The sequence below is a fragment of the Methanocorpusculum vombati genome (assembly GCF_026891935.1).
GTDB classification, from domain to species: Archaea; Halobacteriota; Methanomicrobia; order Methanomicrobiales; family Methanocorpusculaceae; genus Methanocorpusculum; species Methanocorpusculum vombati.
In genome coordinates, this window is record NZ_JAPTGC010000002.1 from 23,669 (window position 1) to 43,509 (window position 19,841).

Annotated in this window: 20 protein-coding genes and 4 tRNA genes; 14 read left to right on the forward strand and 10 right to left on the reverse strand. The window is 53.6% G+C overall.

Features of this window, described 5'->3' with window-relative positions:
• The first annotated feature begins 4 nt into the window (after nucleotides 1-4).
• From O0S09_RS01570 to O0S09_RS01600, 7 genes are all read left to right on the forward strand, one after another.
• Nucleotides 5-1,300, forward strand: coding sequence for a hypothetical protein (locus tag O0S09_RS01570; protein WP_268922143.1), 1,296 nt, complete (start codon nucleotides 5-7; stop codon nucleotides 1,298-1,300).
• A 373-nt stretch (nucleotides 1,301-1,673) separates the two neighbouring features.
• Nucleotides 1,674-2,201 (forward strand): hypothetical protein, encoded by a 528-nt coding sequence (locus O0S09_RS01575; RefSeq protein ID WP_268922144.1) that lies wholly within the window; start codon nucleotides 1,674-1,676, stop codon nucleotides 2,199-2,201.
• A 103-nt stretch (nucleotides 2,202-2,304) separates the two neighbouring features.
• A complete protein-coding gene (locus tag O0S09_RS01580) occupies nucleotides 2,305-2,871 on the forward strand; it encodes a hypothetical protein (protein WP_268922145.1) in 567 nt (188 codons plus the stop codon).
• Nucleotides 2,872-2,935: 64 nt separating this feature from the next.
• On the forward strand, nucleotides 2,936-3,448 hold the full coding sequence (locus O0S09_RS01585; protein ID WP_268922146.1) for a hypothetical protein: 513 nt from the start codon (nucleotides 2,936-2,938) through the stop codon (nucleotides 3,446-3,448).
• A 788-nt stretch (nucleotides 3,449-4,236) separates the two neighbouring features.
• On the forward strand, nucleotides 4,237-5,175 hold the full coding sequence (aglJ, locus tag O0S09_RS01590) for an S-layer glycoprotein N-glycosyltransferase AglJ (RefSeq protein WP_268922147.1): 939 nt from the start codon (nucleotides 4,237-4,239) through the stop codon (nucleotides 5,173-5,175).
• Nucleotides 5,176-5,239: 64 nt separating this feature from the next.
• On the forward strand, nucleotides 5,240-6,187 hold the full coding sequence (gene pheA, locus O0S09_RS01595; protein ID WP_268922148.1) for a prephenate dehydratase: 948 nt from the start codon (nucleotides 5,240-5,242) through the stop codon (nucleotides 6,185-6,187).
• Nucleotides 6,187-7,122 (forward strand): TDT family transporter, encoded by a 936-nt coding sequence (locus tag O0S09_RS01600; RefSeq protein WP_268922149.1) that lies wholly within the window; start codon nucleotides 6,187-6,189, stop codon nucleotides 7,120-7,122. Before pheA ends, O0S09_RS01600 begins: the two co-directional genes overlap by 1 nt.
• 311 nt (nucleotides 7,123-7,433) lie before the next feature.
• Here the strand turns inward: O0S09_RS01600 and dapF are convergent, their stop codons facing one another.
• Genes dapF through O0S09_RS01615 form a run of 3 tightly spaced genes read right to left on the reverse strand, consistent with a single transcriptional unit; the run spans nucleotide 7,434 to nucleotide 9,328 of the window.
• A complete protein-coding gene (gene dapF / locus O0S09_RS01605) occupies nucleotides 7,434-8,261 on the reverse strand; it encodes a diaminopimelate epimerase (RefSeq protein WP_268922150.1) in 828 nt (275 codons plus the stop codon).
• Nucleotides 8,262-8,297: 36 nt separating this feature from the next.
• The gene (locus tag O0S09_RS01610; protein ID WP_268922151.1) at nucleotides 8,298-9,041 is read right to left on the reverse strand and encodes a tRNA(His) guanylyltransferase Thg1 family protein; all 744 of its coding nucleotides are present in this window, start codon (nucleotides 9,039-9,041) and stop codon (nucleotides 8,298-8,300) included.
• Nucleotides 9,042-9,055: 14 nt separating this feature from the next.
• Nucleotides 9,056-9,328, reverse strand: coding sequence for a PRC-barrel domain-containing protein (locus tag O0S09_RS01615; RefSeq protein WP_338148496.1), 273 nt, complete (start codon nucleotides 9,326-9,328; stop codon nucleotides 9,056-9,058).
• Between the two features lie 108 nt (nucleotides 9,329-9,436).
• Here O0S09_RS01615 and O0S09_RS01620 point away from each other — a divergent pair, with 108 nt between their 5' ends.
• Nucleotides 9,437-9,889 carry a GNAT family N-acetyltransferase gene (locus tag O0S09_RS01620; protein WP_268922152.1) on the forward strand — a complete coding sequence of 151 codons (453 nt, stop codon included), beginning with the start codon at nucleotides 9,437-9,439 and terminating at the stop codon, nucleotides 9,887-9,889.
• Here the strand turns inward: O0S09_RS01620 and O0S09_RS01625 are convergent.
• Genes O0S09_RS01625 through O0S09_RS01635 form a run of 3 tightly spaced genes read right to left on the reverse strand, consistent with a single transcriptional unit; the run spans nucleotide 9,886 to nucleotide 13,643 of the window.
• A complete protein-coding gene (locus O0S09_RS01625; protein WP_268922153.1) occupies nucleotides 9,886-11,544 on the reverse strand; it encodes a radical SAM protein in 1,659 nt (552 codons plus the stop codon). The genes O0S09_RS01620 and O0S09_RS01625 overlap by 4 nt on opposite strands.
• Nucleotides 11,534-12,163 carry a 6-hydroxymethylpterin diphosphokinase MptE-like protein gene (locus tag O0S09_RS01630; RefSeq protein ID WP_268922154.1) on the reverse strand — a complete coding sequence of 210 codons (630 nt, stop codon included), beginning with the start codon at nucleotides 12,161-12,163 and terminating at the stop codon, nucleotides 11,534-11,536. Before O0S09_RS01630 ends, O0S09_RS01625 begins: the two co-directional genes overlap by 11 nt.
• Nucleotides 12,153-13,643, reverse strand: a complete 1,491-nt coding sequence (locus O0S09_RS01635) for a DHH family phosphoesterase (protein ID WP_268922155.1) — start codon at nucleotides 13,641-13,643, stop codon at nucleotides 12,153-12,155. Before O0S09_RS01635 ends, O0S09_RS01630 begins: the two co-directional genes overlap by 11 nt.
• Nucleotides 13,644-13,764: 121 nt before the next feature.
• Between O0S09_RS01635 and O0S09_RS01640 the strand changes: the two genes are divergently transcribed.
• The 5 genes from O0S09_RS01640 (at nucleotide 13,765) to thrS (ending at nucleotide 16,121) form a co-directional block, all read left to right on the forward strand.
• Nucleotides 13,765-13,838 (forward strand) — tRNA-Lys (locus O0S09_RS01640).
• Nucleotides 13,839-13,870: 32 nt separating this feature from the next.
• Nucleotides 13,871-13,944, forward strand: a tRNA-Lys gene (locus O0S09_RS01645).
• A gap of 32 nt (nucleotides 13,945-13,976) precedes the next feature.
• Nucleotides 13,977-14,050 (forward strand) — tRNA-Lys (locus tag O0S09_RS01650).
• Nucleotides 14,051-14,082: 32 nt separating this feature from the next.
• Nucleotides 14,083-14,156 (forward strand) — tRNA-Lys (locus O0S09_RS01655).
• A 204-nt stretch (nucleotides 14,157-14,360) separates the two neighbouring features.
• On the forward strand, nucleotides 14,361-16,121 hold the full coding sequence (gene thrS / locus O0S09_RS01660; protein WP_268922156.1) for a threonine--tRNA ligase: 1,761 nt from the start codon (nucleotides 14,361-14,363) through the stop codon (nucleotides 16,119-16,121).
• A gap of 18 nt (nucleotides 16,122-16,139) precedes the next feature.
• Here thrS and O0S09_RS01665 read toward each other — a convergent pair whose 3' ends face one another.
• From O0S09_RS01665 to hisF, 3 genes are read right to left on the reverse strand one after another with little or no spacing between them, the layout of a single operon-like run.
• Nucleotides 16,140-16,412: a hypothetical protein gene (locus O0S09_RS01665; protein ID WP_268922157.1), complete on the reverse strand. Its 273-nt coding sequence runs from the start codon at nucleotides 16,410-16,412 to the stop codon at nucleotides 16,140-16,142.
• Nucleotides 16,405-17,001, reverse strand: coding sequence for a class I SAM-dependent methyltransferase (locus O0S09_RS01670; RefSeq protein ID WP_268922158.1), 597 nt, complete (start codon nucleotides 16,999-17,001; stop codon nucleotides 16,405-16,407). The genes O0S09_RS01665 and O0S09_RS01670 overlap by 8 nt, the downstream gene beginning before the upstream one ends.
• Complete coding sequence (gene hisF, locus O0S09_RS01675; protein WP_268922159.1) at nucleotides 16,998-17,804, reverse strand: imidazole glycerol phosphate synthase subunit HisF; 807 nt, start codon at nucleotides 17,802-17,804, stop codon at nucleotides 16,998-17,000. Before hisF ends, O0S09_RS01670 begins: the two co-directional genes overlap by 4 nt.
• A gap of 71 nt (nucleotides 17,805-17,875) precedes the next feature.
• On the opposite strand from hisF, the gene O0S09_RS01680 reads away from it, so the two are divergent.
• Nucleotides 17,876-19,102: an adenosylhomocysteinase gene (locus tag O0S09_RS01680; RefSeq protein WP_268922160.1), complete on the forward strand. Its 1,227-nt coding sequence runs from the start codon at nucleotides 17,876-17,878 to the stop codon at nucleotides 19,100-19,102.
• A 21-nt stretch (nucleotides 19,103-19,123) separates the two neighbouring features.
• Here O0S09_RS01680 and O0S09_RS01685 read toward each other — a convergent pair whose 3' ends face one another.
• Entirely contained in the window at nucleotides 19,124-19,840 is a 717-nt protein-coding gene (locus O0S09_RS01685; protein ID WP_268922161.1) for a hypothetical protein, read from the reverse strand.
• Nucleotide 19,841 lies beyond the last annotated feature (1 nt).

Genomic DNA, 19,841 nt, shown 5'->3' on the forward strand with positions numbered 1-19,841 from the left:
GAAAATGAACACAAAGAAAAAAAATCGATTGGTATCTATAATAGGAATCCTGTTACTTTTGATGTTGCTGATCCTGCCCGTAACCGCAGCTTCAGCAGTGATTCAGGGTACGGGAGGCAGTGAAAGTCCCTCCTCCGGAGAATGGACTATCCCGGAGTCTTCAACATTAACCTTCCAGAAAGTCTCCATGTACGACCCCGCAGATTTTACCATTACCGCGAGCGGTCCTGATCTCTCACCCGAAGATCTGTTCGAATCAGCGAATGACTCCCTGAACAACTACACTGCGCTCTTTGGGAAGATCGTGGCACCCATTTCCTTGTCCAACTCTTGCCTGTCAGCAAAATCTCTGAACATACGGAAGATGCTATCCAAGAACGCGTTATCTTCATCCCCGGTATCAGAAGGATATCTGGGTATTTCGCCGGTTACCGTGGCTGATGATGAAAAACTCGCAGCCTATGGCTTCCGGGTTCTTCCTACCGGGCAAACCATGATGTATACCTATATCGTTTCCGCGGACGCAAACGATACAACCTATGCAGCAGCCAGAGAAGGCCTGAGCGAATGGATGAACACCGTAAACGAAAAGACGAATGTCGCGAGTACTTCTATTGTTTCCAACGCAGCGGGAATCTCATCAATTACAGAACCCGGGTGGATTTCTCATCGGGCAACACCGAGGGACTATGGGGCATTTGGGAAATTCGTAATACGTTCTGATTGGTATTGGGATCCCGTGGAACAGAATAGTTATCAGGACCAATTCTACACCACGACCAACATAAAAATGACGCCAGGGATAGGGTACAAAAATGACCGGTTTACCCTTACGATAGATCCCGGATATTCCGATCTCAGTGGTAATGCGCCGCATCTTCCAAGCGCATCAAGTGCTGAAGAAACTCCTACAGGTACCAGCAGCGGTCAGTCGGTGTCCTGTTCACTTAGTTCATCTTCGGTAGGACTCTCGTGGACAACTGATATTCCTGATACTTCATTAGTGTTTACCTGGCCCAGCGGTCAAATCAGCAAATGGGATGGGACATTTAATCGTGGTGGTAACATGGCAGAACAGACGTTTACCTTCAAATCTGGTGTGAGAATTGTGTGTTCACAATCAGAATCTCGAAATGGAAATGTCTACACTCTCTCCAAAAACACTGTTGATGCTTATAATGCATTCGCCGATGGTGTGTATTCTTCTATATATGGACCAACAACAAATCGTTACATTCCGCAGGAGTTGTACATACGGTGGCAGAACGGGGAATATAAACCGTTGAATCCGGATCTATAACCTTCGTATTTCCTGGAAAATTACACAAACTCCTCTCTTTTTTCAAACTGTAATGTCGTATAATGTTTCTAGGACGTCTTGGAAAATATAAGAAATAGCCTTAAGTAGGATGCCCAGTATTCCAGTATATTTCCTGTCGTATGCAGAAGAATCTGATCGTTGGAATCCTGCTGGAACTTGCAGGATTCTCCCACCGCGTCATCTGAGCGCAGAAAAAAATTCGGCAGGAGAAGAAGAGAAGACCCCTTGGTTCTTCTCTTCCTGTCCCGCGGTGGAGAACGAATGTGCCGGAAACACATTTTTTCCTGATGAGACTTTGACCACTCTTTTTATCACCTCCTGCGAAAATACATACCCCTGAGGTACACCAACCATGTCCCGCAGCACCCTTACCGCAATCGTCATCACCACGCTCTGCTTCGCTATCGCGATCGCATCTCTGGGACTTGCCTCCCTGTACATTGAAACGGACGGACTCAGTATTGTATCCCATGGAATCCACATTGTTCCGCAGAACGAAGAGGACGTTATCAAAAAAATGGAACAACTCGCCGAGGAAAATTATCGATACTGGCTCAATACCCCGCGAACAGGTGTGGTCAAGAATACATTCTTCGGGACCGTCATAACAATGAAGTATGCAGAGCCAATCGGAATCACATGGACAGAGGATCTCGGCATAGAAGGCATCCACCCAACGAGTATTCCGGTTCTCGTGGATAGGATCATAGCAGTCATTCCCGACGATCCAAAAGGTGACTTCCGCCTGATTGTGTACCGCCCATCGCCGGACCCGGAACGCTACAACCCGGATCGTTACATCTTCGTGATGTCCTGCGAACAGGCAAACGAACTGCTGAACCTGATCGGAAAAAAGCCGATTACGATCACACAGGAATGAACGTATCCTGCGGGACATCTTCTCTTTTTTCCCTGACGAGACTTTGACCACTCTTTTTATTACCTCTCGCGGAAAAGATACCAGAAAGGAGCTCACAACCCCTATGTCCCGCAGTGAAACCCGCAAACTCATCGCATACTTTGTGATTGTTGTCCTCATTGGTGTTCTCATGGCCGTCAGTCTTATCCAGTATGGGAATACGTTGCCCCCTGCAAACAATACTTCCTCACCATCACCTCTGACCTGGATTCCGGAAAAGGACGGTCTTGCAATCGTCTCTCACGGCGTGGAAGTAACCGCGGAAAATGACACTGCGGTAATCAATCTGATTGAACACTTTATTGAAGAGAATTATGGCAATTTTTATGCTCTCAGCTCGATAAACACACGAGATGCCGCCCTCCACGGGGTAGCACTGGCAATACAGTATCCCAATCCGCATGAGCTTCTCTGGGCAGACTATGGGAGAGGTTTTCTGGTACCTACACCAATTCAGGTCCACAAGATCGTAGTAACAATTCCTGATGAACCCGATTGGGATAAAGAACTGGCCAACTTTGTAGTGGTCTATGGCGAGGATAAACGGTTCTGTCACGCAATCCTCCTGCCGGTTGAAGATGCGAACAAAATTCTGACCCTTTTGGGAATGGAGAAAACATCGGGAACGTAAAACCCCGGTTCATTTCTCGGCAGCATTTCTCAAACGGAAAATAGGATAACAAAGGAAACCATCCATGTCCCACAGTACCCTTACCGCAATCATCATCACCACGCTCTGCTTCGCCGCCGCCCTCTTCGGCCTCAGCTATGCCTGTGTGTTCACGGAGCTTGACGGTCTCTCCGTCATCTCCCACGGGATGTACGTTGCCCCGCCGAACGAAACCGCACTCATCGAACAGCTTGAGCAGTACACCGAAGAAGATGGGTACCGCAATTTTGTCGGAATTGGCGGAGTGAATGTGGCGGACTGCAAACGCGAAGGAGTCGTAATCACCATGCGGTACACCACACCAAAGCAGTTGAACTGGACCGAACAGGACGGAACGAAAAAACCAATATTCGCCGAACGGATAACGGTCACTATTCCGGATCAGCCCGACTCCGGCAGGAAACTTTCCTACTACATCATCGTGCAGACGTCGAAAAAACGGCCTGACCTGCAAGCCTATCTTCAGATGCCCCGCGAACAGGCAAACAAACTGCGGGAACTGATCGGAAAAAAACCGATTACGACCACACAAGCATGAACGTATTTCTCTCAACACTTTTTTTCTGGACATTGTAGGTGAGTGAGTGGTGAGTGGGTAGGATGAAAAAGGAAAACGCAGATAACGCAGATGCGCCTAACGGCGCTGCTTCGCTCGTCGCATTTTCTTAACGCTGCTCTCGCCCGCCCGGAGCCGGGCGGTTGCTCGTTGCTGTCGCAAACGCAGCTAAAAATGCTCGCGAAGCTGATGCAGGATAAGGAACAAGTGGGAGCTTCGCGAGCGTCAAGAGATTTCTGGTGAATGTTTCTGCCGGTTGTTGCAGGATAAGGGATGAGTGGGAGCTTCGCGAGCATTTGCCGTCGCGCTTGCGACAGCAACGCCGCCCGCCCAGCTCTGGGCGGGATGGCGAGCGACGAAAAGCAAATGCGATGAGCGAAGCCGCGGCGCGAAGCGACGCATCTGCGTTATCTGCGTTTTCTTTTTTCATCGTGCCTCTGCCGAGGACTCCTGACTATCTTAGATCATTGCGGCTCTGCCGTGCGAGTGCAACGCCGCCCGTCCGGCTCTGGGCGGGATGGCGAGCGACGAAAAGCAAATGCGACGAGCGAAGGCGACCCACGAAGTGGGGAGCGGAGCAAGACCTCCGGGCTTGCGACTCAGCGCCGTTAGGCGCATCTGCGAAATCTCGCGTTCTCTTTTCTTCCTACCCACTCACCACTAACTCACCTGCAATGTCCTGAAAAAAAGGAGAGATAGAAATCTTCAATCTTTTTTTTCCCGCAGACCTGCAAGACTGATTACAGAGAACAGCCATACACTACTATAGAATGGATTTTTCCAAAGACGATGTCTGTGTATTGATTCCGACACTCAATGAAAAGGCAACCATCGGGTCCGTTATTGAGGAGCTGCAGGCAGAGGGGTATCACCAAATACTTGTCGTAGACGGCCACAGCACGGACGGAACACCGGAGATCGCAGAAAAACTCGGTGCAACCGTCATGACGCAGAAGGGAAAAGGAAAAGGTGCCGCCATGATCGAGGCATTTGAAACGATTACCGCCCCCTACATCCTGATGCTTGACGGAGACGGCACCAACCCGCCGGAGTATGCGGACGCCATGATGGAACCGCTCGTACGCGGCCGCGCAGACCATGTCATCGGCAACCGGCTCAACCAGTACGAACGCGGTGCCTTAACCCGCCTCAATCTCTGGGGCAACCGCCTCATGAACACCCTGTTCAAATGGGCGCACGGCGTGTACATGACCGACATTCTCTCCGGTTACCGGGCATTTACCCTGGACTCCGTCCGGCAGATGAACCTCAAAGAAGCAGGATTTGAGATCGAGACCGAGATCAGCTCTGCAGTCATCCACCGCGGTCTCCGGTTCGAGGTCGTCCCAACCTACTACAAGAAACGTCCGGGATCCCCGACAAAACTGCATCCCATCCGCGACGGATACAAAATTCTCCGGGCAATCAACAAATACGGCAAAATGAACAACCCGCTCTTCCACTTCAGCGTCATCGGTGTTCTCATGGGCATCGCAGGATTTTGTCTGGGACTGTACGTGCTCTTTGAGTGGCTGGCAGGAATCGAGCATCTCTTCATGGGAATTTTAACCATGCTTCTCATCATCACCGGAATCCTCACCTTCATGATCGGATTCATCAGTGACATGATCCTCGGCTACCACCGCGAACTGATGCGGGAGATGCGTATCCTTCGCACAAAACTCGAAGAAATCGAAAAGAACGAGTAAACCATTTTTTCGTGAGGACGAAAATCCTCACATTCAAATTTTTGCGGGTTGATTAGTATATACTATGACCACTCCCCGGATTGAAAAAGTCCTCCATGCCTCAATAGACAAACTGTATATCGGCAGTGAAGAGTTTCTGGCAGAGATCGAGGCCGGGCTGGGTACCGCAGCAGTATCCGCGCCAAAGGTCGGGTATCAGGGAGTTGCCGGATCCTTCGGGGAACAGGCCGCCCTTGAGTACTTCGGGGGAACCGCATCGGCAGTCACCAATTACAGGGAGTTCGACGACGTGTTTTCGGCACTGGAACGCGGCGAGATCGACTACGGGGTTCTGCCGATTGAAAACTCCACCGCCGGAGACGTACTTGAGGTTGCCGACCTCATCACGCGATGCAGTCTGTATGTGGTCGGCGAACACATCATCCGTGTCCGGCATAATCTGCTCGGCGTATCCGGCGCATCAACCGAAACGGTCCGCGAAGTGTACTCGCACCCGCAGGCCATCAGCCAGTGCCGGGACTTTCTCCGGCATCACGCCGCAATCAACGCCTATCCGTATGCAAACACAGCCCTTGCCGCGAAGTTTATTGCAGAGACCCGAAACCCCGCAAAAGCCTCTATCGGCAGCCTGCGGGCCGCAGAACTCTACGGACTGGATGTTCTGGAACGAAATATCCAGACCGCGGAAAACAACTACACACGGTTCATCATCCTCTCGCGGCAGATGGAAATTACCCCGCAGTCCGATAAGATCAGTCTCGCCTTTTCCACCGCCCACAAAAGCGGAGCACTCTACAGCATACTGGCCCACTTCGCCTACAACGGGCTGAACCTCCTGAAAATCCAGTCGCGCCCCAAACCCGACAGCCCCTGGGAATATGTCTTTTTCCTGGATGTTGCAGGAAACCTTGAGGATGCAAACGTTCTGATTGCCCTCGGAAAAGTCCGGGAACAGAGCACCTGGTTCAAACTGGTCGGTAATTATCCGCACTGCCCCCACACTGACCGGTAATGAAACAGTTCCTGCTCCGCATACCTCTGCCGCTCTCAGGCGTTGCCCTGGGAACCGCCGCACTCGGAAGTCTTCTGCAGAACTATTCAGACAGTATTCCGCCCGTCTGCGGAGTGCTTGCTGCGGTGGTTCTTTCGCTGGTCCTTCTGAAATATCTCTGGGTTCCCGCGGCATTCCGAAAGGACATGAATGATCCGGTACTTGCAGGCGTTGCAGGCACCTGTACCATGGCGCTGATGATCCTGAGTACCTATCTCGAACCATACAGCAGCGAGGCAGCGTTCGGTCTGTGGCTTGCCGCACTTCTTCTGCACGGGGCACTCATGGTGTATTACACCGTGAGATTTGTCCGTAACGCCGGGCTGCGGGACGTCCTTGCAAACTACTACATCGTGTATGTCGGAATTGCCGCAGCTGCGGTTACCGCCCCGGTTTTTGGTTCACAGGAGATTGCAGCCGCGGCGTTCTGGATCGGTTTTACTGCATTCCTCATCGTGTTCCTCCCGATAACCGTACGGTATGTGCGGTTTCCCGAAGTGCCGGACGCGGTAAAACCTCTGATCTGTATCTACGCAGCACCGGCAAGTCTGTGTCTCACCGCCTATATCGAAACCATAACGCCGGTATCCCCGGAATTTTTAATCGGGCTGTACATTGCTGCCTGTCTGTTCTACCTCTTTGCTCTGTACAAGGTCATCAGCTACCGCAATCTCCCCTTTTATCCAAGTTACGCCGCATTCACCTTCCCGTTCGTCATCGCAGCGACCGCGTCCACGCAGGTCACCAGCTATCTGGAAACATTTACGGGATGCGCACTGCCGCTGATGGAAGGCGTTGTGCTGATGCAGACGGGAGTTGCCGTCGTGCTGGTGGGGTATGTGCTGCTGCGCTACCTGCTGTTCTTTTTGAAACGAACACCGGTCGGGAACAAATAACGCAAAGTGCCAATCCGGGTTTTTGCGGATGCAAAAATCTGTTACCTCTCTATCGGTAACAAAAATACCTCCTAAAACCATCTAAATGCGAAATAACTAGATATCCACAGACATTTAGAATTTTGTTACCTCTGTTACCGCAAAATCAGTACTCTGTACAAAAACAAAACAAAAACCAGGAACAGAATGTAAAACCGGAGGTAACAAAAATAAAATACTTCGAAAAACAAGCTTAAACACAAAACAAATCTCAGAAATCGAATGGTTTTGTTACCTCACTATCGGTAACAAAATCACCGATCCTCGCCAAGTTAGAAGGGAATCTCGCCGACAAACACCGTCTCGGCGGGTCCCGTCATCGTTGCACGATCGCCAACCCCGATATCCAGCGGACCGCCGACCGTTTCAACATGCACCACATCGCCCGAGACTTTCCCGATCTTTGCCGAGATCAGGGCCGAAGCAGTAGAGCCTGTGCCGCATGAAAGCGTCTCCCCTTCCACACCGCGCTCAAATGTCCGGATGGTAATCGCAGACGGGCCGGTCACCTGCACAAAGTTCACGTTCGTTCCTTTGGGAAACAGAGCATGGTGACGGATCTGCGGAGCAACGGCATCAAGATCAACCGCCGCAACATCCTCCACAAAAATGACCGCGTGCGGCACGCCGGTGTTTGCCGCATACACCGTCATGCCCGCAATCTCGGCGGAGAAATCCCCGGAACCCACTGCCGGAATCGCCGCAGCATCATACGCGGGAACACCCATATCAATCGTAGCGGAGAAATCGCCCGCAGCATCATACCCTGCGCGGACGGTCAGGACACCGGCAAGCGTCTCCACCGAAAACGACTTTGTCTTTGCATAGTTGTTGTCAAACGCATACTTTGCCAGACACCGGATACCGTTGCCGCACATCTCCGCCTCGCTGGCATCCGGCTGAAACAGGCGCATCCGCACATCCGCCGTCTGGGACGGCGAGATAAACAGAACGCCGTCACCGCCGATACCAAACCGGCGATCGCAGTAACTCACTGCAAACTGCGCCTTCATATCATCCGGGATAACCGTACCCGCCATCTCATCGATCAGAATGAAATCATTCCCGTTGCCGTGAAGCTTCGTAAACGCGATCGTCATTGTACTCACTGTATTACTCTTCAGAAAACTTGAAGATCACCCATCAGCACCGGCAGAGGAAAGACGGGCTGCAAGCCATGACGCGCCCTCCGGTGTTTTGAAAAGCGGCAGATCCTCATCGATCACCGGCACGCGGCGAAGCACACGCACCGTCTCCCGGGACACGGGATTGTAGCCGTCTTTTTCCTGAACTGCCCGGTACACCGCCGTTCCGCGCCGCTGCCATGCCGGAGTCTCCGCAAGGTTCACGCCGAAGGAAAAGGCAAGTTCATGCAGCTCCGAAGACTTCATACCATCCAGTTTCCGCTGCGCGGCGGTCGCGGACAGCCCCGTATCCATCAGCAGTTTATGCGCGTAGCCGTTGATGTGGTTTCGCCATGCCTCAGCCTGCCGCCAGGCAAGATATGTCGCAAGCTGACCTTCGGCGATCGGAACAACCCGGCAGTCAAACGAAAGCGGATAGCGGGCTTTGGAGAACAATGTAAATGCCGACGAGGCAAACCCTGCCGCGACCGAGACAAGCTTTTCGACCCGGCAGTCAAAAACCGGAGAGGTGAGGTAGAGACTGATCTCGTCCGAAAAGGTATAGGCAAAGGACGGGGCAAATCCGCTGTCCGCAAGAAGTGCCTGCGCGGTTTTTACCATACTCCCGGAAAACGCCGTATCATAGGGTTTGTCATATCCAGCGTCGTGGGACAAATGATGGAAGGATCTCCCGTCCAGCCGCAGAATAAAAGGGACAGTGGTGATAAGGCCGGAAAAAATCTCGTGATCCTTCATTATTCTATAGCAGATTATTCCCCAAAGAGCGGCTCGGACACCTTAAAGGCTCCCGGAATATGGCGGACAAGGATAATATCTCCCACCTCTTTTACGATACGGTAGGGTATAACAACACCCTGATAGTTCTTAATATCAAGCACATTCTGGTTCACGCCGGTCAGTGCAAGGCCGCTGATTTTCTTGTTGGTAACATCCAGAACAACATCCTCAACCTTACCGAGGAAAACTGCTTTGTCAGAATAGACGTTCATTCCAAAGAGATCCGAGATCTGCCACTTCATCATACTTTTGAAAATTATACTCCCGCAGCTATAAGTAAGTTTGCATACATCCGGCGAACGCCAAAAGAGGGATACGTTCAACATCTCCAAACCACATATATTTGAAAACATATGGAATCTATCCGCGTCCGTCCGTATACCTCCGCAGACTATCCCTTCATCTGCGAACTGGATGCTCCGCTCTTTTCAGGGATGGGGGGGCCGGTACTCTTCCGTCATATCGAAGAACTCTTTCCCTCTCTCTTCTTTGTTGCGGAAAATGATGCGGGAAATATCATCGGCTATATTCTCGGCGGGATCCATCTCGACGATGCTGCAACCGGAAAACTGATCCGTATCGGCGTTGTGCCGAACTATCAGCGCAGAGAATGCGGCACAAAACTTACCGCCGCACTCTTTGCCGAGATGAAAAGACGCGACGTTACCGCAGTCCACCTGACGGTTGCGGAGACGAACACAGCCGCAATCACCTTTTACAAAAAACTCGGGTTTGTGCAGAAGGAGCGCATCCCCGAATATTTTTATCCGGCAACACCGCGGCTGGTTCTCTGGAAAACTCTTTAAAACCGCATGAAGGGAAGCAGCGGCCGGACTGCGTCGGCGGATACTACCGACAGAAACGCCGCAGCATCCGCATACGGTCTTCGTGCGGCAACGGTTGCCGCGGACTTTTTGGAGATGCCCGGCAGCCATTTCAGTGCCGCAGGACTCAGCCGGTTTATCTCAATCGGTACCGGCAGCGCCGTCACCGACCGTTGTCCGTAAGAAACAACCGCGGCGTCCAGCACGGTTCCGACCGGCAGCTGGAGGGGAACACCGCAGAGAATAGGATACGTCCCCATCTGCCTGCCAAACGACACCTGGCCCGACACCTCAATGACGACGTCACGCAGAACAGTTCCCAGAGGAAACACGCGTTCGAGCATCGGCACGTCAAACGTTGCCCGGACGCGCTCTTTGAACTGGCGGAACTCTCGGTCGTGCTGCCCGAGCGTATTGTCCGTGTATGCGCGGGTTCCTTCAAACGGCATCAGCTGACGGATGTTGACGCGGCGGACCATCAGTCCGGCATCAAGAATACGCTGCAAGAACGCCTCGTTTTGCAGAAACGTCTCGGCGGTCTCACCGGCCAGACCGGAAATGAAGTTGAGACCCGGCAGAAGTTCGGGGATACCGTCCCTTCGTACCGCGCCGACCTCGTTCACGATCTCAACTGCCCGGAACACGGCATCCGCATCCCCCTTGAGATTGTTGGCCGCAACCACCGCGGGGTCGGCGGACTCTATACCAAACGCTGCAATGTCTCCGGCAGTGTGACCGGCAACAATAACGGACAGCGCTTCGCGGGACGCTTCTTCGTGCCGGGCAATGGTTCCCGGATTGACGTTGTCGATGTGCAGGGTTCTCAGGGAAGGGGCCGCGTGCCGGATTCCGTCAAACAGCTGCCGCAGGGCATCAGGGTCCGGTCGGGGAAATTCTGCCCCGCCGGTTGTTCCAAACGCCAGAAGATCCGGCTGACGTCCCAGCCGGAAATGTTCCGCACCCGCAGCCGCAAGTGCGGCAACTTCTCCCGTAATGCCCGAAACATCCCGCCGGTTCGGCAGGCCGTAGAACGGCTCGGTACAGAAGGAACAGCCGCCGGTAACCGCATGGGAACATCCCTTCGCCGTCTCCAGCTCACACATTACCCGCGGATAAAGCGGATGTTTCCGGATAATATCTGCGCCGAGCACCGCCCAGCGATCATAATCCGGATACCGGCAGACCCCCTCCGGTTCGCCGCCGGAGAGATATGCGTCCAGTGCGGCGGCAGGTTCGCCGCGCAGCATCGCCGACCATCCGGAGACCGCCTGCGCAATGGCACGTGCCCCGCCCTGCGGGGAATACCCAAACCCGATCGGGCCGCCAAGCAGTGATACGGTCCGTCCCCGCAGCGTGAATCCTATCTGCTGCAGTTCCGTCAGCGTTGCAGGCGTTCCCGCAAGGTACTTGCCGGGAACCGTAACTCCGGCGATCATCACCACATAGGAGTAGGCGCAAAGACCCGCGACCTTCAGCGGATCGTGCCGCAGCTGATCAATGGTCACATAGTCCGGGGTGATGCCGCGCTCGGCAAACACTCCGGCGACTGTTCGGATATACGGCGAGATGTAGGGAGGGACGCCGAGACACGCGGGTTCGTCCACATACCCGTCGATAATGATCGCATCAGACGTCATGACCAAGAAGTTTCAGAAGTTTTCGTGCGATCATCAGTTTTCCGTGTTTCACCGGGTCAACCGACCGGTCGTCCAGATCAAATCCGATGAGAGTCACATGTGCAGCGCCGAGTTCGTACGCGCAGAATACACACCGGTCGCCGTCCGAAAACCCGCCGAAGTTGTACACATGCGCAAGAGGTGTCGCCTGGGTTGTCCCGACAACCGGACCCCGCACCTTCGGCACCCAGGAGCGCACCAGCGGAATATTGTCCCCGTGCGCGTGCAGGACCAGAATCGTCCCCTGATCGTTCATGGCAAGAAAGTCATCATCCATGCCGTCGATGTCGGAGAGGATCACCTCAGGGCGATGACCGGCATGCAGAAGAACACGCGCCGCAGCGTCCGCAGCGATGATGACTTTGCCGGAAAAATCCGTCGAACGGATCTCGGCTGCAAGCGACGGCGCATTCCCGCAGACGATGCAGTCCCGGCCCCAAACCGCATCCCGGAGCTTCGCAATATCATCGCGGGGCAGAAGCTCGGCAAGGATCTGTGCCGCACGCTCGTCATCCTCACGGGAAAATCCAAAAAAGTCGAGGATTTCAGAGTAGTAGGGTTCCCACTCCTCAGCTTTCATCCCCTTCAGCCTCGGAGATGCCGACAAGCTTCATGAAATTGGACAGGACCGGATCAATGATCATATTGAGCAGTTCATCCTTGTTCTTCACCAAAGAGAACGCGTTCAGCGGAATGGACAGGGCTGCCATTGTTGCGTGACCTCCCGCAGACGCACCGGGAATCGGGGAAAACGCCTCCTTCATCACATCACCAACATGCAGGCGGATATCCTTGTTGCGGGCCGAAAGCGTGATGGAGTTGTCGGTGATACCGTACACCATTGCGGTTGTCACACCCTCCAGATTCAGCAGCATATCAGCAGCCTGCGGAATTGCATCACGGTTTCTGACATATCCTACGTTGGAGAACAGATAGCCGTGCTTGACCTCGCGGTTGACAATTGCATGACCGAGAACGTCCAGCGTCTCCTGCGAAACCGACGGGGCCATGATAACCTCCAGAAGCGATCTGTCCGACAGCGGAAGAAGGTAGGCGGCGTTGTGCAGATCCTGCGGCGAGAGATTACGCTGGAACTCTTTGGTGTCCGCGCGGATACCATAGAACAGAGCGGTTGCGACTTTTTTGTCAATCGGCAGGTAGAGTTCCTGCAGATACTGCGTCATGATCGATGCCGTTGCACCTACATTCGGACGGGAGTCAAGGAACTCCGGTTTCCGCAGACGGGTTACACCCTCCGTGCTGTGGTGATCAATGACGATATTGATCGGCGTATCCAGCGGGAGGTCATTGTTCATGCCCGGGGCAACGCAGTCCACCAGAGCAAGATAGTTGCATTCACCGAGAATCTCCGGGGTCAGCCGTTCCATCTTGATCTCAAGCAGATTGACGAACGCACGGTTTTCCTGATGACCGATGTTTCCTTCGTAAAGGATCCGGGTTGCGAGTTTGCCGCCCGAAGCATTGGAAGCAATTGCCGCAAGCGCCATGGCACTTGAGATTGCATCCGGGTCCGGGTTTTTGTGCGTGATGATGCCAAGCGTTCCGGTCCACGAGCTTAAGAGTGAAAAAAGTCTCTGGGCGTTGCGTGACGCAACCAGATTGTTCATGTGATTGACGGCAGACTTTGCAACAACCTGCTGCGGATACAGCACAACATCGGCACCGTGATCCACCAGCTGGTCCGCCGAGAACAGGTCCATGGCACGGGCAATCACATGTGTCTGCGGGTAGGCACTCTTGATATTCTGCACTGCCGCAAGATTTGCATCCTTGTCGGCTGCAAGAATGAAGACCACCTCAGGCTCGGGGATCTTTGCAAGCAGGCCGGGATCGGTGATGTCCCCCACAATTGCCTGATGGCGGTGGTCACGCAGGTCCTCCACACGTTTTTCATTTACATCAACAACGAGGACGTTTTCATCGTCCTCCTTGAGTTCTTCGAGGACATTGTAACCGATACTGCCGCAGCCCAGAATAAGATATTTTATTTTTTTATGGGTCTGGGTATTGTTCGGCAGAATCCCATCACTCTCAACCATGTACCAATATTCGTGTTGTTGGGATATTAATGTAGATACCCGCAGAACAGGAAAATCCCTCGGGAAGAAATCTATAAATATTGAGATGACTAATCTAATTAGGTCAACAGACACCACTCACGGGCCTATAGCTTAGTCAGGAATAGCGACGGACTCTTAATCCGTAGGCCAGGGGTTCAAATCCCTTTAGGCCCGCTTTTGTTGTGTGATGGCGGAATGTTTTTCACGGGCCTATAGCTTAGTCAGGAATAGCGACGGACTCTTAATCCGTAGGCCAGGGGTTCAAATCCCTTTAGGCCCGCTTTTGTTGTGTGATGGCGGAATGTTTTTCACGGGCCTATAGCTTAGTCAGGAATAGCGACGGACTCTTAATCCGTAGGCCAGGGGTTCAAATCCCTTTAGGCCCGCTTTTGTTGTGTGATGGCGGAATGTTTTTCACGGGCCTATAGCTTAGTCAGGAATAGCGACGGACTCTTAATCCGTAGGCCAGGGGTTCAAATCCCTTTAGGCCCGCTTTTAGAATCAGATACCAAAAGACGGGATCCTGGGTATCCGTCTGCCGGAAAGAATGGTGTCGGAGTACCAAAACACATATCCTGTAAAAGACCAAAACATGTACGGTTATCTTGAGCCGGGCATACCGCATCGCGGTGTCATGTCCCGGGTTCTGGAGAATATACAGATCCGTTGCATCTGAGAACGGTAGGAAATACTTTCATGAAAGTAATTTACAATGACGGAAATGTGGGCGAGTGCCCAAAAGAAGAGGAACTGCACGTAATACGCCACACTGCGGCCCATGTGCTTGCCCAGGCAGTGAAACGTCTCTATCCCCATGCATCGTTTGCTTACGGACCCGCAACCGAGAAGGGATTTTATTATGATGTGGATCTGGGAGACACGAAACTTTCAGACGCTGACCTTCCGGCCATTGAACAGGAGATGCGGGAGATCGTCAAGGCAAACCTGCCGATAAAGCCGTTCATTCTTTCACGCGAGGACGCACTGAAACTCATGGAGGAGCGCCATGAGCCGTACAAGGTTGAGCACATTGCAGACCTTGACGAGCATGAACCGCTGAGCTTCTATGAGCAGGGCGAATACATCGATATGTGTGTCGGTCCCCATCTGACGTACACCAAGACCCTGAAAGCATTCAAGCTCACCGGCCTGTCCGGTGCATATTGGAAAAACGACAGCAAAAACAAGATGCTGACAAGAATCAACGGAACGGCGTTTGCAACAACAAAGGAACTGGAAGAGTTCCTGAAGCTTCAGGAGGAGGCCGAGCGCCGCGACCACCGCAAGATCGGCAAAGACATGAAACTGTTCATGTTTGAGGATGTGGGTCCCGGATTCCCGTTCTTCCTGCCAAACGGTATGATCATCAAGAACGCGCTGATTGAATACTGGCGCGAACTGCATGTGGCCAACGGGTATCAGGAGATCTCAACACCGCTCATTATGAACCGTTGTCTCTGGGAAACGAGCGGACACTGGGACCACTACAAAGAGAACATGTATGCAACCCGCATCGATGATGAGGACTACTGCATTAAACCGATGAACTGTCCGGGCGGGCTTATGGTCTATGCAAACGAGCCGCACAGCTACCGCGAGCTGCCGATGCGTCTGGCAGAGCTCGGCATTGTGCACCGGCATGAACTGAAGGGAGTTCTTCATGGTCTGTTCCGTGTCCGCAGTTTCACGCAGGATGATGCCCATATCTTCATGCGTCAGGACCAGATTGCCGAGGAGATCAGTGCGGTTATCCGGCTGATCGATCAGGTGTACTCCAAGTTCGGTTTTGAGTATTCGCTTGAGCTTTCCACGCGTCCTGAAGACAGTATGGGGAGCGATGAGGACTGGGAAGCAGCAACAAAGGGTCTGGTGGATGCACTGGAACGACTGAATCTTCCCTATACGATCAACGAGGGGGACGGTGCATTCTACGGCCCGAAGATCGATTTCCATCTGCGCGACTGTCTCGGACGTACCTGGCAGTGCGGAACAATCCAGCTGGATTTCCAGATGCCGCTCAACTTCAATTTATCCTATGTGGATGAAAATGATGAACGTCCCCGTCCGATCATGATTCACCGTGTATGCTTTGGATCGATTGAGCGGTTCATCGGTATTCTGACCGAACATTTCGCCGGTAAGTTCCCGGTCTGGCTGGCACCGATGCAGGCAAAAGTTCTGCTGGTCTCCAAAAAGAGCGAGGAGTACGCAGCGGAGATCTATCAGATGCTCAAAGATGCAAAAGTCCGCTGCGAACTGGACAACCGCAATGAGAAGATCGGCTACATGATCCGGCAGGCACAGTACACCGAGCGTGTGCCGTATATGATCATCATCGGGGAAAAGGAACTTGAGACGAAGACGCTCTCGATTCGTACGCGCGACAGCAAGACGGTTACAATGAAACCGGAAGAGTTCCTGGCAAAAATTACTGCTGAGATTGCAAACAGGGAATAATTTCCCGAAAATATTTTTTTATTTTTTATATCTGACCCGGGCCATGTCAAGTGCATGTCCGCGGAATTTTGTCTCCAGCCGGTCGCCACACAGCCGGATGTCATGTTCATGCCCCGCGGCACAGATATGATACACGCCGTTCCCTTTACACGTCCAGGTAAACGGCTCGTTAATATCGTACCCCAGCACTTTGCCGATGGCAACACCGGTATTGTCAGGGTAGAACCGGCAGTGCATGTGTCCGGCAAACATCACCGACTTTTCCCAGTCGCCGACGATCGGATCAGTCATACCGTTCCCTCCCGTACACCCCGCAGAGCTCCTCCCGGAGATACTCTGTTCCGCGAACCCGCATCTTCCATGAAACTCTGGTTAGCGTTCCTCTGCCAAAAACTTCGTGGAGATCCGCCTCATCAAAATAATGCGTCACAATGCCGTCGCCCCGGAGATACGAGTACGGCGCAACCTCCCGGCCCTTCCCGCACCGCAAATCCCTGCGCGAGAACCCTTTGAAAAAAATGCTGCCGGAAGGTACCAGAACACGCCGCATCTCTGCTGCGGCCGCAGGCCGGAGGGATGCGGGGAGATGACCCAGCACGTGCCAGCAGAACACTGCATCAAACGAGCCGTCCGAAAACGGCAGTGCGGTGATATCTCCGCAGACTACGGTACAACTCTGCGTGCGTACAAGAGAGACCGCCGCAGGAGAGATATCAATACCAACCGCTTCCCAGCCCCGCGCCGCCATGGCGGTGAGTGTCTTACCGTTACCGCAGCCGCACTCAAGCACACGGCTGCCCGCAGGCAGCGGCGGCAGTTCCGCCGCTGTCCCGCCCCACCGGTTTCCGCGCAGCGTGTAGTCGGTGTCCCAGCCGGTCACAACCGCACCGCAACACCGCGGGAGGCGAGATACTCCTTCACCCCGCGGACGGTCATCTCACCGTAATGGAACACGCTTGCCGCAAGACAGGCGTCCGCCTTCCCCTTCACAAACCCGTCGTAGAAATGCTCAAGCGTTCCGACACCGCCCGATGCGATCACCGGCACATCCACAGTATCCGAAATTTTCGCGGTGATCTCAAGATCGAAACCGGTCCGTACCCCGTCCGTTTCCATAGAGGTCAGGAGAATTTCACCCGCACCGCGACTGACCGCATCCTGCGCCCAGGCAATGGCGTCCATGCCGGTCGGGTGACTGCCGCCGTAGATGACAACCTCATACCAGCAGGTACGGCCGTCCGCAAGATGCACGGGAGTTACACCCTCACGCATCGTATAGTTTCGGCGCACGTCCTCGGCAAGCACAATACACTGGTTGCCGAACAGCTTCGCTCCCGCAGAAATGACCTCCGGCGTTTTCACCGCCGCCGTGTTCAGACTTACTTTGTCGGCACCGGCACGTAAAATCTCCTGAATGTCCTTTACCGTCCGGATACCGCCGCCAACGGTCAGCGGCAGAAACAGCTGATCGGCAGCACGGCCGATGACATCAACCATCGTCTGGCGGTTGTTCTTTGAAGCAGCAATATCCAGAAACACCACTTCATCGGCTCCCTGCTCGTTGTAGGTCCGCGCAAGCTCAACGGGATCTCCGGCATCGCGGAGACCCTCAAAGTTCACACCCTTGACAACCCTTCCGTCCTTGAGATCAAGACAGGGAATAATCCGCCGTGTAAGTCCCATGTCTGTATAGTTGGCGGGCGGGAAAAATTATCATTGCGTATTATAGGCTTGCAGAACCAACATCTTTGGATATGACGCATACCGGCGAGCAGAAGATACAGTGGGCACAGCAGTATATGCCCGTCTTAAATGCCATCCGTGCACGCTTCGAGAAGGAAAAGCCCCTTACCGGCCACAGAATCGGTATGGCGCTGCATGTGGAGGCAAAGACCGCATGTCTTGTCCGAACACTTGCCGCAGGAGGAGCCGAGGTGTATATCACCGGCTGCAATCCCCTGTCCACTCAGGACGATGTCGCAGAAGCCCTTCGCGAGGGCGGCATCGCCTGTTATGCACAGCGCGGATGCAACACCGAGGAGTACTATGCGGCAATCGACAAAGTGCTTGATGTACACCCGACCCTCACCATCGATGACGGCATGGACTTGATCAACCGCGTCCACCTTGACCGCCGCGATGCCCTGCCGGGGATCATCGGCGCATGCGAGGAGACGACAACCGGCATTCACCGGCTGCGCGCAATGGAGGCCGACGGAAAACTGGAGTTCCCGGTCATTGCGGTAAACGACACTCCGATGAAGCACTACTTCGACAACGTCCACGGAACCGGCGAGAGTGCGCTGGCATCCATTATGCTGACGACGAATGTCCTCATTGCGGGCCGTCATGTGGTCGTTGCCGGATACGGGTACTGCGGCCGCGGTGTTGCAACCAAGGCACGGTCCCTTGGCGCACGCGTGATTGTAACCGAGATCGATCCCCGCAGAGCGCTGCAGGCACACTTCGACGGATTTGATGTGATGTGCATGGAAGAAGCAGCAAAGGTCGGGGACCTGTTCATCACAACGACCGGTAACTGCAGCATCATCACCGGCCGCCACTTCCCGCTGATGAAGTCCGGCGCGATTCTTTCCAATGCAGGCCACTTCAACAACGAGATTGAGATCCCCTGGCTTGCGGAACACGCATCGGCGGTTGAACACCGCGACGGCATCGATACGTACGTAATCGACGGCAAAAAGATCCATCTGCTTGCAGAAGGAAGACTGGTCAACCTTGCAACGCCGAAAGGCATGGGCCATCCGGTTGAGGTTATGGACCTCAGCTTTGCGGTGCAGGCGCTGTCGGTTGAGTATGTGGCAAAACACGGATGCGAACTTGCAGCAGGCGTTCACGATGTGCCGACCGAGATTGATGAGTACATCGCACGCCTGAAACTTGCGGCGGTCGGTGCGACGCTTGACGCGCTGACGGCAGAACAGAAAGAGTACATGTGCAGCTGGAATCACGGCACATAAACAAAAAATTTTTTTTCTTTTTTATTCGGGTTTCTTCCAGATGAGCCGCTTCTTCACAACCTCATCCGCAAAGATTACAAACGCGTGACTTGCATACGCAAACACATTTGGTGTCATCAGATACGCATCCGGAATTTTTCGTGCGTGGGTGTTGCCGATGATGCGCACAAGGTCCAGCGCATACAATCCTTCCGGAGAGAGAATCCCGCATCTTCCAATTGCGCCGCAGACGGTACCGAACTTTTTATTGTCGGTACGGATCTTCTGCGTCCGGCAGATCAGCTCCGCAACCGCTGCCGTAATCTCACAGAGCCTGCGGGTTGCGGTCTCGGATTTTTTCTGCCGGGCAATCACCGCAAGGTCGCGAAAGATCGGGTGCAGGCTCGCAAGCTCTTCAAAACGCCGCATCCGTGCCCCGGCACAGGACGTTACCTGTGCGGGGGAGTAGATACTTTTCTCCAGCATCAGTCCCTTGTCGCGGGGCAGCGAGTAGCTGATAAGAAGGGTTGAACCCACACCGCCGGAGGGAACATTCTGGATGACATCACCGATGTTCTGCATATCGTACAGACAGTTGCAGCACAGGGACAAACGGTTCGCTGCTTTGAGGGTTTTGTGCAGTTCGCCGGCATTCACTTCCAGAACGGTTTTTCCGTCTGCGAAAGCAGCATCAAACCTGCGGTAGAGGGCATGGTAAAAGTCCGCCGCGGTAAGATTTCCATTCTGTTTTTCCGCCATG

What these genes read in the sequence shown, in the direction of transcription:
- O0S09_RS01570 (WP_268922143.1), top strand. Translation starts at nt 5, where the DNA reads ATGAACACAAAGAAAAAAAATCGATTGGTATCTATAATAGGAATCCTG.
- O0S09_RS01575 (WP_268922144.1), top strand. Translation starts at nt 1,674, where the DNA reads ATGTCCCGCAGCACCCTTACCGCAATCGTCATCACCACGCTCTGCTTC.
- O0S09_RS01580 (WP_268922145.1), top strand. Translation starts at nt 2,305, where the DNA reads ATGTCCCGCAGTGAAACCCGCAAACTCATCGCATACTTTGTGATTGTT.
- O0S09_RS01585 (WP_268922146.1), top strand. Translation starts at nt 2,936, where the DNA reads ATGTCCCACAGTACCCTTACCGCAATCATCATCACCACGCTCTGCTTC.
- aglJ (WP_268922147.1), top strand. Translation starts at nt 4,237, where the DNA reads ATGGATTTTTCCAAAGACGATGTCTGTGTATTGATTCCGACACTCAAT.
- pheA (WP_268922148.1), top strand. Translation starts at nt 5,240, where the DNA reads ATGACCACTCCCCGGATTGAAAAAGTCCTCCATGCCTCAATAGACAAA.
- O0S09_RS01600 (WP_268922149.1), top strand. Translation starts at nt 6,187, where the DNA reads ATGAAACAGTTCCTGCTCCGCATACCTCTGCCGCTCTCAGGCGTTGCC.
- dapF (WP_268922150.1), bottom strand. Translation starts at nt 8,261, where the DNA reads ATGACGATCGCGTTTACGAAGCTTCACGGCAACGGGAATGATTTCATT.
- O0S09_RS01610 (WP_268922151.1), bottom strand. Translation starts at nt 9,041, where the DNA reads ATGAAGGATCACGAGATTTTTTCCGGCCTTATCACCACTGTCCCTTTT.
- O0S09_RS01615 (WP_338148496.1), bottom strand. Translation starts at nt 9,328, where the DNA reads ATGATGAAGTGGCAGATCTCGGATCTCTTTGGAATGAACGTCTATTCT.
- O0S09_RS01620 (WP_268922152.1), top strand. Translation starts at nt 9,437, where the DNA reads ATGGAATCTATCCGCGTCCGTCCGTATACCTCCGCAGACTATCCCTTC.
- O0S09_RS01625 (WP_268922153.1), bottom strand. Translation starts at nt 11,544, where the DNA reads ATGACGTCTGATGCGATCATTATCGACGGGTATGTGGACGAACCCGCG.
- O0S09_RS01630 (WP_268922154.1), bottom strand. Translation starts at nt 12,163, where the DNA reads ATGAAAGCTGAGGAGTGGGAACCCTACTACTCTGAAATCCTCGACTTT.
- O0S09_RS01635 (WP_268922155.1), bottom strand. Translation starts at nt 13,643, where the DNA reads ATGGTTGAGAGTGATGGGATTCTGCCGAACAATACCCAGACCCATAAA.
- thrS (WP_268922156.1), top strand. Translation starts at nt 14,361, where the DNA reads ATGAAAGTAATTTACAATGACGGAAATGTGGGCGAGTGCCCAAAAGAA.
- O0S09_RS01665 (WP_268922157.1), bottom strand. Translation starts at nt 16,412, where the DNA reads ATGACTGATCCGATCGTCGGCGACTGGGAAAAGTCGGTGATGTTTGCC.
- hisF (WP_268922159.1), bottom strand. Translation starts at nt 17,804, where the DNA reads ATGGGACTTACACGGCGGATTATTCCCTGTCTTGATCTCAAGGACGGA.
- O0S09_RS01680 (WP_268922160.1), top strand. Translation starts at nt 17,876, where the DNA reads ATGACGCATACCGGCGAGCAGAAGATACAGTGGGCACAGCAGTATATG.
- O0S09_RS01685 (WP_268922161.1), bottom strand. Translation starts at nt 19,840, where the DNA reads ATGGCGGAAAAACAGAATGGAAATCTTACCGCGGCGGACTTTTACCAT.